This is a genomic window from Actinomycetospora chlora (assembly GCF_039542135.1).
Taxonomy (GTDB): Bacteria; Actinomycetota; Actinomycetes; order Mycobacteriales; family Pseudonocardiaceae; genus Actinomycetospora; species Actinomycetospora chlora.
The window spans coordinates 1-11,938 of record NZ_BAABHO010000049.1 but is presented as its reverse complement, the minus strand read 5'-3'; the positions used below and the strand labels follow the sequence as shown (position 1 = coordinate 11,938).

Genomic DNA, 11,938 nt, shown 5'->3' with positions numbered 1-11,938 from the left:
GACAAATCAGATGGCGAACGCGAGGACCAGACCGATGATGGCGAGCGCCTCGGAGAGGGCGAAGCCGATGAACGCGATGGTCTGCAGCTGGCCGCGGGCCTCGGGCTGGCGGGCCACACCGTTGATGAAGGCCGCGAAGACGATGCCGACGCCGATACCGGGGCCGACGGCGGAGAGGCCGTAGCCGACCATGTTGAGGCTGCCCTGAACCATGAGGGGTTCCTTTCCAGACGGGTCGTTCGGGAATCGGGGAGGGAGGGGTCCCGCCGGGGACTCAGTGCTCGTCGGCCAGCGAGGCGCCGATGTACGACGCGGTGAGGATCGTGAAGATGTACGCCTGCACGACCTGGATGAACGCCTCGAAGAACGTCATCACGATGGCGAACAGGAACGCGAACGGCGAGAGGATGTTCAGCACCAGCGAGTCGGCCACCGTGAGCATGTACTCGCCGCCGAAGATGAAGACCAGCAGCAGCAGGTGGCCGGCGAGCATGTTGCCGAACAACCGCAGGGAGAGCGTGACCGGACGCAGGATGAAGTTCGAGATGAACTCGATCGGGGTCAGCACGATCCGGACGGCCCAGGGCACCCCGGGCGGCCAGGTCTGCAGCTTGACGTAACCGCCGAAACCCTGCTTGCGGATGCCGACGTAGTTGTAGATCACCCACGTGACCATGGCCAGCGCGTACGCCATGCCCGGGTGCGAGAACGTGGGGAACTGGATGAAGGGGAAGATGCCGAAGACGTTGTTCACCAGGATGAAGGCGAACAGCGCCACCAGGTAGGGCACGTACCGGCGGAACTCCGGGCCGATGTTGTCACGCGCGATCTGGTCGCGCACGACGCCCTGGAACTTCTCCGCGAGGAACTGCAGACGTCCCGGCACGATGCTCGGCTTCTTCGTCGCGAGGGCGAAGAAGCCGTAGACGATGAGCGCCGCGATGATCATCTGGATCGCGGGCTTGTCGAACCACTCCAGGACCGGGACGCCCTCGAAGATGGGCGGGATGTTGAAGTCCTCGACACCGGGTGCCTTGAAGCCCTCCGCGGGCGCGCCCGGCGGCACCGGCGGCGCCGGCACCTGCGTCCAGACCGACGAGATCACCCGTGCTGCTCCTTCCGGTCCTCCGGGCCGGCGGGTTCACCGGGTCGAGGGGGGTCGGGGGGGACGTAAAGGTATCGGATGTAGATCAGGGCGAAGGATGCAACCCCTCCGGCCAGAAGGCCGATGAGGAGGAACCACCGCGTCGACAGGAGGACGTCGAGTACCCAGCCGAGCCCCCCGAACACCAGGAATCCGGTGATCAGGTGGGAAAGGATCGTCCAGGCTTCCGCCGGTGAGTGGTCGGACCCCTGCGCGGGGGTACGTCCCGCATCTCCGCGGAGGCTGTCCTGCGCCATCGGGGCGCACCATATCAGCAGGTTCGTCACAGTCCACTACGGGCCGTCGGAGGCCACACGGCCGGTCGGGCGACCCCCGGACGAGCCCTAGACCGCGATCGTGGGGGTGCGCAGGCGGGCGAAGGCGATGACCTCCCCGGCGATGAACGCGATCGCCGTCGGGCCGAGCGCGAGCGCCGCGATGCGGGTGTCGACCACGCCGAGCGCCTGGAGCACCAGGAAGACCACGAGCAGCAGCCCGAGCTTGGCCATCATCGACACCAGCGCGGCGGCCATGACCACCATGGGGTCGGCGGCGGCGGTCCAGCGCATCACGAGCGGGCCGAGCGAGCAGACCCCGATGACGACGACCGCGCCGACGATCGCGGCGACGACGCCGGTCACCCCGGCCAGCAGGCCTGCGACGACGGCGGCGAGCACCGCGACCACCAGGGCGGGCCAGAGCCCACCGCGCAGCATGGCCCGGCTGGCCTCGAGGACCTGGGCGGTGGTGGCGGCGCTGGAGTGGGAGGTGCCGGTCAGCGGGCTCTCGGGGGTGCGGTCGGGCTCGGGGCTGGTCATGAGGGGTCCTCGAGGTTCGGCTGGGGAGTCGAGAGGTCAGGCGCGGGTGCGCAGGCGGGGCACGGCGGAGGCCAGCACGGCGACGAGCACGCCGGCGGTGACCAGCCAGACCACCACGAACGCGTTGTCGACGAGCGCCAGCGCCACCGCGCCGAACGCCAGCACCCCGGCCCACAGGTAGATGAGCAGCACGGCGCGGCGCTGCGAGTGCCCGATCTCGAGCAGGCGGTGGTGCAGGTGCATCTTGTCCGGCGCGAACGGGCTGGTGCCCGCGCGGGTGCGCCGCACGACGGCCATCAGCAGGTCGAGCAGCGGTACGAACACCACCGCCGCGACGACGATCAGGGGCGTGACCAGCGCGAGGGCGCCGGTCGCGCCGGTGGTCGAGTAGTTGGTGCGCCCCGACGCGGTGGTGGTGGCCGCGGCGAGGGTCAGCCCGATGAACATCGAGCCGGAGTCGCCCATGAACAGGCGGGCGGGCTGGAAGTTGTGCGGCAGGAAGCCGGCGCAGGCACCGGCGAGCACCGCGGCGATGAGCGCCGGCGGGTAGGCGTTGACGTCGCCGTTCTGCTGGCCGAGCAGGCCGAGCGCGAACGCGCAGGTGGCCGTGGCGGCGATCGTGCCGATCCCCGCGGCGAGACCGTCGAGGCCGTCGACGAAGTTCATCGCGTTGACCAGCAGCACGCACAGGAACACGGTGATGAGCACGCCCTGGTCCTGCCCGAGCAGCAGCACCGACCCCGTGCTCCCTCCCGTGCCGCCCCACGGCAGGTACACCGCGGTCCACTGCACGCCCATGAGCACGAGCACCCCGGCCGCGGTCGCCTGGCCGGCGAGCTTCGTGAGGGCGTCGAGGCCGAAGCGGTCGTCCAGCGCCCCGACCACCACGATCACGCCGCCGGCGACGAGCACCGCGAGCGTCTCGTTCGAGTAGTCGAAGGCGCGCCGCAGCACCGGCAGCTGGCTGGCGACGAACACGCCGCCGAGCACGCCGAGGTAGATCCCGACCCCGCCGAGGCGCGGGATCGGGATCGTGTGCACGTCACGGCCGCGCGGGACCGCGATCGCGCCCCACCGCAGCGCGAGCCGGCGGATCAACCCGGTCAGCAGGTAGGTGACGACGGCCGCGGACAGCCCGACCAGGAGGTACTCCCGGATCGGGAGCCCCATGGGGGCGAAGTCCGGTGTCGGGCCCACGGAGTCCGAGGGTAGCCCGAGAGTCGTCTAGCGCGGGTACGCGGGGAACCGCGACACGAGCGCGCCGACCTCGTCGCGCACGTCGGCGAGGGTCTGCTTGCCGTCCTCGGTGGTCTCGTCGGCGGTGACCGCCCCGGCGATGAGGCGCGCGACGTCGCCCATCTCGGCCTCGGTCATGCCCTGGGTGGTGATCGACGGCGAGCCCACGCGGATGCCCGAGGCCGTCATCGGCGGCTGCGGGTCGTACGGGATGGCGTTCTTGTTCAGCGTGATGGCGGCCAGGCCGCTGCGGGCCTCGGCCTCCTTGCCGGTGACGCCGAGGGGCTGCAGGTCGAGCAGCGCGAGGTGGGTGTCGGTGCCGCCGGAGATCGCCCGCATCCCGTGCGACTCGAGCGCGGACGTGAGCGCCTGGGCGTTGGCGATGACCTGCCGGGCGTACTGCTGGTACTCCGGGGTCGCCGCCTCGGCGAGCGCGACCGCCTTGCCGGCCACCGCGTGCATCAGCGGGCCGCCCTGCAGGAACGGGAAGACGGCCTTGTCCAGGGCCTTCGCGTGCTCGGCCTTCGAGACGAGCATGCCGCCGCGCGGGCCGCGCAGGACCTTGTGCGTCGTGAAGGTGACGACGTCGGCGTAGGGCACGGGGCTGGGGATCGCCTGGCCGGCGACGAGGCCGATGAAGTGGGCGGCGTCGACCCAGAGGATCGCGCCGACCTCGTCGGCGATCTCGCGGAACCTGGCGAAGTCGATGAGGCGCGGGTAGGCGGTGGCCCCGGCGACGATCATCTTCGGGCGGTGCTGGAGGGCCAGCTCGCGCACCTGGTCGTAGTCGATGAGGTGGTCGTCCTCGCGCACGGTGTAGGGCACCGGCTCGAACCACTTGCCCGAGAAGCTGACCTTCGCGCCGTGGGTGAGGTGGCCGCCGTGGGGCAGGCTCATCGCCAGCACCTTGTCGCCCGGCTGGCAGAACGCGGCGTAGACGGCGAGGTTGGCGTTGGCGCCCGAGTGCGGCTGCAGGTTGGCGTGCTCGGCGCCGAAGAGGGCCTTCGCGCGCTCGATGCCGATCTCCTCGGCGCGGTCGACGACCTCGCAGCCGCCGTAGTAGCGCCGGCCCGGGTAGCCCTCGGCGTACTTGTTCGACAGCGTCGAGCCGAGCGCGGCGAGCACCGCGGGGCTGGTGAGGTTCTCGCTCGCGATGAGCTGCAGCCCGCCGCGCAGCCGACCGAGCTCGTCGTCCACGACCTGCGCGATCTCGGGGTCCACGGCCCGCAGCGCGTCGTAGTCCGGGCCCCAGAAGTGCGGTGAGTCGGCTGCCATGTGGGCCCACGTTACCGGCCGTTCGGGCACCCGGGCTGCCCCCGTGGTAGCTACCTCACAGCCGGACGGGGATGCCCACCACCCGCGAGACGTCCTCGGCGCTCACCGCGCCCTCACGCCGCAGGCGGGGGGTCTCGCCGGTCAGGTCGACGATCGTCGAGCCGACGCCCGAGGCGCAGACGCCACCGTCGAGGTAGACCTCCACGGCGTCGCCGAGCTGGTCGCGCGCCTCCTGCGCCGTGGTCGCCGGCGGCTGCCCGGAGACGTTGGCGCTGCTCTGGGCCAGGGGGCCCGTCTCGCGCAGCAGCTCGAGCGCGACCGGGTGCAGGGGCATCCGCAGCATCACCGTGCCGCGGGTCGTACCGAGGTCCCAGGCCAGGCTGGGCGCGTGCGGCAGCACGATCGACAGCCCGCCGGGCCAGAACGCCTCGACGAGGTCGCGGGCCACCGGCGGCACCGTGCCGACCAGCCCGTCGATCGTCGACCAGCTGCCGACGAGCACCCCGAGGGGCATGTCCGGCCCGCGGTGCTTGGCGGCGAGCAGGTCGGCGACCGCCCGGGCGTCGAAGGCGTCGGCGACGATGCCGTAGAGCGTGTCGGTGGGGATGACGGCGAGCCGGCCCGCGCGGACCGCGGCGGCCGCGGCGGCCAGTCCGGTGGGGCGCGTCGCCGGGTCCTCGCAGTCGTAGACCATGGCCACGGGGCGCCAGCCTAGGCGCGGTGCCCGGAGGTCACGCGGGGGCGTCCGGCGAGGTCGGTGACGGTCGCGACGCCGGTGAACCCGGCCGCCGCGAGCACGTCGCGCACGGCCGCGGGGTGCGACTCGTCGTGCTCGAGCGCCACCGCTCCCCCGCCGCGCAGCAGCCGGTGGGCCAGCGTCGCCACGGGGCGGACCACGTCGAGGCCGTCGGCGCCGGCGAAGACGGCGACGTGCGGGTCGGCAACGACCTCGGGCGGCACCGCGGTGCCCTCGGGCACGTAGGGCGGGTTGCAGGTGACGACGTCGACGGTGCCGTCGAGACCGGCGAGCACACCGGGCACGGTCACGTCGGCCTCGTGCACGGTGACGCCCGTCCCGGCGGTGTTGCGTCGCGCCCAGACCAGCGCGCCGGGGTCGGCGTCGACGGCGTGCACGGTGGCGTCCGGGCGCGCGTGGGCGATCGCCAGCGCGAGGGCCCCGGTGCCGGTGCAGAGGTCGACGACGACGGGCCGCTCGCGACCGTGCAGCAGCCCGAGCGCGAGCTCGAGCAGCGTCTCGGTCTCCGGACGCGGGACGAACACCCCGGGCCCGACCGCCACCTCGACCGGGCCGAGCACGGCCGTCCCCACCAGGTGCTGCAGGGGCTCGCGGGCCGCGCGGCGCGCCACGAGGTCCTCGAGCACGCGGGCCTGCTCGGCGTCGGGCGGGTCGGCGAGCAGCAGCCGTCCCCGCGGGACACCCAGGGCGTGTGCGACCAGCAGCTCGGCGTCGACGCGGGGCGAGGCCACGCCGGCCGCGGCCAACCGCTCGGTGAGCCGGACGAGGAGCGCGCGCACGGTCAGGACGTGGCGCCCTCGGCCGCGGTCGCCATGCGCTCCGCGCGGTCGGCGGCGCGCAGGGCGTCGAGCACGCCGTCGAGGTCGCCGTCGAGCACGCGGTCGAGGTCGTGCGACTTGTAGCCGATGCGGTGGTCGGAGATCCGGTTCTCGGGGAAGTTGTAGGTGCGCACCCGCTCCGAGCGGTCGACCGTGCGGACCTGGCTGCGCCGGTCGGCCGACGCCCGGTCCTGCGCGGCCTCGTCCGCGATGGCCTGCAGGCGGCTGCGCAGCACCTCGAGGGCGCGCGCCTTGTTCTGCAGCTGGCTGCGCTCGTTCTGGCAGCTCACGACCACGCCCGTGGGCAGGTGCGTGATCCGCACCGCGGAGTCGGTGGTGTTGACGCCCTGGCCGCCCTTGCCCGACGAGCGGAACACGTCGATGCGCAGGTCCTTCTCGTCGATGACGACGTCCGGCGCCTCGTCGGCCTCCGGGTAGACGAGCACCCCGGCCGCGGAGGTGTGGATGCGGCCCTGCGACTCGGTGACGGGCACGCGCTGCACGCGGTGCACCCCGCCCTCGTACTTCAGCCAGGACCAGACGCCGTCGGGGTCGTTGCCGGGGGCGCTGACGGTGACGGTGACGTCCTTGTAGCCGCCGAGGTCGGACTCGGTGGCCGAGAGCACCTCGACCCGCCAGCCCCGGCGCTCGGCGTAGCGGGAGTACATGCGCAGCAGGTCGCCGGCGAACAGCGCCGACTCCTCGCCGCCCTCCCCCGACTTGACCTCGATCACCGCGTCGTCGCCGTCCTTGGGGTCGCGCGGCACCAGCTGCTCGGCCAGGCGGCCCTGCAGGGTCTCGACGCGGACGGCGAGGTCGTCGGCCTCGGCGGCGAACGCGGGGTCCTCGCGGGCGAGCTCGCGGGCGTCGGCGAGGTCGGCCTCGGCGGCGCTGAGCTCACCGACGGTGGCCACCACGGGCGCGAGCGCGGCGTAGCGGCGGCCCAGCGAGCGCGCGAGCGTCGCGTCGGCGTGCACCTCGGGGTCGGCCAGGCGCGCCTCGAGGCCCGCGTGCTCCTCGAGCAGCGCGGTGACGGCCGCGCCCGCGGCGGTCTGCTGGGTCACGACCCCTCCTCCTGGCTCTCCCGTCCCGACACGCACGACGCCCGCCGCCCCCGGCTCGGTGGCACGGGGACGACGGGCGTCGAGGGAGCTACTTGCGGCCGGCGCGCTTGCCGTAGCGGGCCTCGAAGCGGGCCACGCGGCCGCCGGTGTCCATGATCCGCTGCTTGCCCGTGTAGAAGGGGTGGCAGGCGGAGCAGACCTCGACGGTGATGTTGCCGCCGGGCTTGGTGCTGCGGGTGGTGAACGAGTTGCCGCAGCCGCACAGCACCTGGGTCTCGTGGTAATCGGGGTGGATGCCGCTCTTCACGGATCGAGGTCCTCTCGCGTCGTGGTCGCCGGGTCCCCTCGGCCGCGCCGTCGAGTCTGGGGTGAACCGGTACCGGATGTGCGGGCCATTCTCTCAGGACCGCCCGCTGTGCTGCACAACCACCTCGGGGGTCGGGTTGTTCCCGTCCCGCGGGGCCGCCACGAGCACCTCCAGGCCCGCCGCCTCGGCCCCGTCGGCGTCGAGGACCGCCACGTACTCGTTCTTGAGCCGCCCGCCGTCCCCGGCGAAGACGCCGGTCCGGAACGGGTAGACGCCCACGGTCGGCGCGGTGCCCGGCGCGCCGGTGGCGATGGCGTGGTCGAGGTCGCGGTTGGCGCGGCGCATCGCCGCGAGCAGCCGGTGCGCGGCCGCGGCGGGGTCGGCCAGCGTGCGTCCCTCCGCGAGCTGGAGGGCGAGGTGCAGCTGCCGGTCGCCGCGGCGGTCCTCGTAGGAGACCACCCGGTGGTTCTCGACGGCGGCCACCAGCTCGGGGTCGCCGGCGACGGCGTCGCGGACCCCGTCGGGCGGGACCACCGCGCCGTTGTGGTCCACCGAGTGGTCGCTGCGCCCGTACTGCAGCAGCAGGGGCAGGTCGAGGACGCGCTCGTCGAGCACGCTCTGCAGGCCGAAGCGGCGCAGGACCGACACGACGTCGCGCATCCGCACCACGTGCCCGCGGTCGTGGATGTTGTAGCGGATGCGGGGGTCGACGTTCTGCGGGCGCGTGATGGTGACGACCAGCTCGCCGGCCTCGTTCTCCTCGACGAGGTAGGCGTACGGGTTGTACTGGAAGATGTTGGGCAGCACGCCGTACTCGTCCTGCCTGGTCAGGGCCGCGGTGAGCGCCGGGTCGGCGGCGATCGCGCGGCGCAGGGCGATGGTGAACTCGGTCTCGACGGCGATGCTGATCTCCAGGTCGCTCGCCCCGTAGGCGCCGACGACCTTCCGCGCGCGGCGCAGGACGTGGTCGCGCATCCCCTCGCTGATCCCCTCGCCGCCGAAGGCGCAGACCACGTCGTAGGCGGCCCAGTCCAGCCGGTCGTCCTCCAGCAGGCCCTTGAGGAACGGCGGGTAGCTGGTGATCACGTAGGTGTAGCCGGTGCCGAACTCGCGCATCGTGTTGATGATCTTGTCGCGGTCCGGTCCGGTGGACTTGATCGTCGAGACCCGGGTGAGGGCCGCGGTGACGTTCATGCCGGTCGCCCAGGCGCCGAGGGAGAAGGCGTTGATGACGAACACCGGGCGGTCCGGCGACGCGTGGCGCAGGAAGCCGACGCGCAGCACCTCGCGGGAGGCACGCCGCTCGACCGGGCCGCGGACCCAGCTGGTCGGGGTGCCCGTCGAGCCCGACGACTCGTCGACGACGACCCCCCGGCGCGGCAGCCGGCCGCCCACGCACCGCTCGGGGATGGGGTAGCGCGTGACGTACGAGCGCTTGTCGGTCTCGGGGAGCGCCGCGAGCGCCGTCGTCGTCACCCCGTGCTCGGCCAGGAAGGCCCGGTAGGCCGGGACGCGGCGCACGGTGCGGGCGACGGTGCGCTGGGCGCGCCGGCGGCCGAGCCACCAGCGCAGCCGCTCGAAGCCGGGCGCGAGGAGCAGGGCGTGGGTCCGGGGTGAGCGGCCGAGCAGGTCGACCAGGAGCTCCTGGAACCACCAGAGGACCCTCATCGGGCCACCGTCGCGGCGTCGCGGTCCAGCAGCATCGCGTCGAGGCGGCGTCGCCACGCCCGCGGCGGCTCCTGCCCGGTGCCGTACCGGAAGAGCATCCACGCCATCCGGCCGCCCGACTCGTCGATGCCGGCGCGCTCGACGAACGCGGCGTGCGAGCGCGGGTTGGTGATCACCGTGCCGAAGGGGTGCAGGTAGACGCCGTGGCGGGTGAGGGCGAGCCAGATCCGCAGGAAGCAGCGGCCGGCCTCGACGTGGTCGCGCGGTGTCTCGAACGGGCCGGTGAGCCAGCCCAGCTCGCGCACCCCGCGCATCGTCGCGAGGTAGGCCCGGCGGAAGACGCCCCCGATCACCGGCAGGTCCCACAGCCACCGGTGGCGCATCGCGACCCGCAGCAGCGGGCCGGGGATCAGCATGGTCTCGGCCGAGAGGCCGTCGCGCGTGGCCGCCGCCTGCCGCGTCGACGTGCGGATCCAGGCGAGGATCTCGGCGTGGACCGCGTCGTCGCGCAGGTCGTCGAAGAGCGTCTCCTGGTTGACCCGGATCAGGTCGTCCACGAGCCCGCGCTCGCCGGTGCGCCCGAACTCCTGGCCCATCGCGGCGGCGATCGCCGCGACCTCGGCGGTGTCCCGCGGGTCGACGGGGCGGCGGTCGTAGGGGCGACGGGACGTCCGCCGCCGGTGGAACGCCTCCGACTGCTCACGCGCCTCCGTCGTGACGGGCACCGGGGCGAGCTCCAGGTGCCCGAGCAGGTGCTGGCGCCGCGGCGAGTCGAAGTCCATCTCGGTCAGGCGCAGGTCCTCGTGGACCGCCCAGCCGTGCGCCGCGGCGACCGTCGCCAGCGACTCGAGGTAGACGCCGACGCAGACGTGCGCGAACGGGATGCCGAAGTTCTCGGCGGGCAGACCGCGGTCGAGGTCGTAGAAGAGGTCCGCGCGCCGGTCGTCGTGCACGCGCACGGTGATCGGCTGCGAGTTGTGCGGCGAGGGGTAGCGGCGCGCCTCGTCCAGGAGCGTCCGCCAGGGTCCGGGCAGGTGGGGCGCTGTGAGCTGGTCCGTCATGCCGCCCAGCCTCGGCCGCGACCCGGTGCCGGGTCTGCCGTGGAACTACTCAACCCCGGACGCAGCGAACGCGCCGTTCGTGCGCCTAGGCGCAGCGAACAGCGCGTTCGCTACCACGGGAAGGTCAGTCCTCGTCCTTGCCGGGCGTCGTCTTGGCGACCTGCATGAGGAACTCGATGTTGGTCCGCGACTTGCGGAGCCGGTCGAGGACGAGCTCGATGGCCTGCTGGGAGTCCAGCGCGGCGAGCACGCGGCGCAGCCGGTGGGTCACCGCCATCTCGTCGGGCGAGAGCAGCAGCTCCTCCTTGCGCGTCCCCGACGGGTCGGGGTCGATCGCGGGGAAGATGCGCTTGTCGGCGAGCTTCCGGTCGAGCTTGAGCTCCGCGTTGCCGGTGCCCTTGAACTCCTCGAAGATCACCGTGTCCATCGTCGACCCGGTCTCGACCAGGGCCGTCGCGAAGATGGTGAGCGAGCCGCCGTCCTCGATGTTCCGCGCCGCGCCGAGGAAGCGCTTCGGCGGGTAGAGGGCGGTCGAGTCGACACCACCGGACAGGATGCGCCCGGAGGCCGGGGCCGCGAGGTTGTACGCGCGGCCGAGACGGGTGATCGAGTCGAGCAGGACCACCACGTCGTGACCCATCTCGACCAGGCGCTTCGCCCGCTCGATGGCCAGCTCCGAGAGCGAGGTGTGGTCCGACGGCGGCCGGTCGAAGGTCGAGGCGATGACCTCGCCCTTCACCGAACGCTGCATGTCGGTGACCTCCTCCGGCCGCTCGTCGACGAGCACGACCATGAGGTGGACCTCGGGGTTGTTCGTGGTGATCGCGTTGGCGATCGCCTGCAGCACCATCGTCTTGCCGGCCTTCGGCGGCGAGACGATCAGCGCGCGCTGCCCCTTGCCGACGGGCATGACCAGGTCGATCACGCGCGTCGTCAGCAGGTGCGGCTCGGTCTCGAGGCGCAGCCGCTCGTTGGGGTAGAGCGGGGTGAGCTTGGTGAACTCGGGGCGGCGCTTGGCCTGCTCCGGGTCCAGCCCGTTGATCGAGTCGATGCGGACCAGCGGGTTGAACTTCTGCCGGTTCTGCTCGCCCTCGCGCTGCTGGCGCACCTGGCCGGTGACCGCGTCGCCGCGGCGCAGGCCGTGCTTGCGCACGAGCGACATCGACACGTAGACGTCGTTCGGCCCGGACGCGTAGCCCGAGGTGCGGACGAACGCGTAGTTGTCCAGCACGTCGAGGATGCCGGCGACCGGGATGAGGACGTCGTCGTCGCGGACCTCCGGCTCGCCGCCCCCGCCGCCCTGCCCGCGCTCGTTGCGCTCGCCGCGGTCGTTGCGGTTGCGGCGACGGTCGCGGAAGCGCCGGCCGCGCCGGCGGCCACCGCCCTCCTCGTCGTCCTCGTCGTCGTCCCCGCGCTGGTTGGTCTGCTGCTGACCACCCTGCTGCTGACCACCCTGCTGCTGATCCCGCTGCGGCTGATCCCGCTGCGGCTGATCCCGCTGCGGCTGATCACGCTGCTGGGGGTCCCGCTGCTGCTGGCCGCCGCGCTGACCGTCGCGCTGGCCGTCACGCTGCTGGCCGCCCTGACCGTTCTGGTCGGGCCGCCCGCCCTGCTGACGGTCGCGGTCGCGCTGGCGGCGGGACTGCCCGTCGCGCTGGTCGCGGCCGGCGTCGCCGTCGGACTCGGGCGCGATCTCGGGCGCGGAGTCCGGTGCGATCTCCGATGTCGCGTCGGCGGTGACGCCGTCGGGCGGCGTGGTGTCGGTGTCGCCACTGCCGCCCGTCGCCTCG

Annotated in this window: 13 protein-coding genes; all 13 read right to left on the bottom strand. The window is 73.1% G+C overall.

What is annotated here, in order from left to right:
• Positions 1–6: 6 nt before the first annotated feature.
• Positions 7–213: an ATP synthase F0 subunit C gene (gene atpE, locus ABD994_RS24265; protein ID WP_116706531.1), complete on the bottom strand. Its 207-nt coding sequence runs from the start codon at positions 211–213 to the stop codon at positions 7–9.
• Positions 214–274: 61 nt separating this feature from the next.
• On the bottom strand, positions 275–1,105 hold the full coding sequence (gene atpB, locus ABD994_RS24260) for a F0F1 ATP synthase subunit A (RefSeq protein WP_345421515.1): 831 nt from the start codon (positions 1,103–1,105) through the stop codon (positions 275–277).
• Positions 1,102–1,401 carry an AtpZ/AtpI family protein gene (locus tag ABD994_RS24255; RefSeq protein WP_345421513.1) on the bottom strand — a complete coding sequence of 100 codons (300 nt, stop codon included), beginning with the start codon at positions 1,399–1,401 and terminating at the stop codon, positions 1,102–1,104. The genes atpB and ABD994_RS24255 overlap by 4 nt, the downstream gene beginning before the upstream one ends.
• Positions 1,402–1,488: 87 nt before the next feature.
• Complete coding sequence (locus ABD994_RS24250; protein ID WP_345421510.1) at positions 1,489–1,962, bottom strand: Cg1360 family ATP-synthase-associated protein; 474 nt, start codon at positions 1,960–1,962, stop codon at positions 1,489–1,491.
• Between the two features lie 36 nt (positions 1,963–1,998).
• On the bottom strand, positions 1,999–3,132 hold the full coding sequence (locus ABD994_RS24245) for a glycosyltransferase family 4 protein (protein WP_345421615.1): 1,134 nt from the start codon (positions 3,130–3,132) through the stop codon (positions 1,999–2,001).
• A 54-nt stretch (positions 3,133–3,186) separates the two neighbouring features.
• Positions 3,187–4,473 carry a serine hydroxymethyltransferase gene (locus ABD994_RS24240; RefSeq protein WP_345421507.1) on the bottom strand — a complete coding sequence of 429 codons (1,287 nt, stop codon included), beginning with the start codon at positions 4,471–4,473 and terminating at the stop codon, positions 3,187–3,189.
• A 55-nt stretch (positions 4,474–4,528) separates the two neighbouring features.
• Positions 4,529–5,173, bottom strand: coding sequence for an L-threonylcarbamoyladenylate synthase (locus ABD994_RS24235; RefSeq protein ID WP_345421503.1), 645 nt, complete (start codon positions 5,171–5,173; stop codon positions 4,529–4,531).
• 11 nt (positions 5,174–5,184) lie between these two features.
• A complete protein-coding gene (gene prmC, locus ABD994_RS24230) occupies positions 5,185–6,015 on the bottom strand; it encodes a peptide chain release factor N(5)-glutamine methyltransferase (RefSeq protein ID WP_425550119.1) in 831 nt (276 codons plus the stop codon).
• Complete coding sequence (prfA, locus tag ABD994_RS24225) at positions 6,012–7,112, bottom strand: peptide chain release factor 1 (protein WP_345421497.1); 1,101 nt, start codon at positions 7,110–7,112, stop codon at positions 6,012–6,014. Before prfA ends, prmC begins: the two co-directional genes overlap by 4 nt.
• Before the next feature lie 88 nt (positions 7,113–7,200).
• Positions 7,201–7,419, bottom strand: coding sequence for a 50S ribosomal protein L31 (rpmE, locus tag ABD994_RS24220; protein ID WP_345421494.1), 219 nt, complete (start codon positions 7,417–7,419; stop codon positions 7,201–7,203).
• A 93-nt stretch (positions 7,420–7,512) separates the two neighbouring features.
• Positions 7,513–9,087: a phenylacetate--CoA ligase family protein gene (locus ABD994_RS24215; protein ID WP_345421491.1), complete on the bottom strand. Its 1,575-nt coding sequence runs from the start codon at positions 9,085–9,087 to the stop codon at positions 7,513–7,515.
• On the bottom strand, positions 9,084–10,148 hold the full coding sequence (locus ABD994_RS24210; protein WP_345421488.1) for a nitroreductase family protein: 1,065 nt from the start codon (positions 10,146–10,148) through the stop codon (positions 9,084–9,086). Before ABD994_RS24210 ends, ABD994_RS24215 begins: the two co-directional genes overlap by 4 nt.
• A gap of 124 nt (positions 10,149–10,272) precedes the next feature.
• Positions 10,273–11,938, bottom strand: a 1,666-nt coding sequence (rho, locus tag ABD994_RS24205) for a transcription termination factor Rho (RefSeq protein WP_345421482.1), incomplete at its 5' end; no start/stop codon positions are given.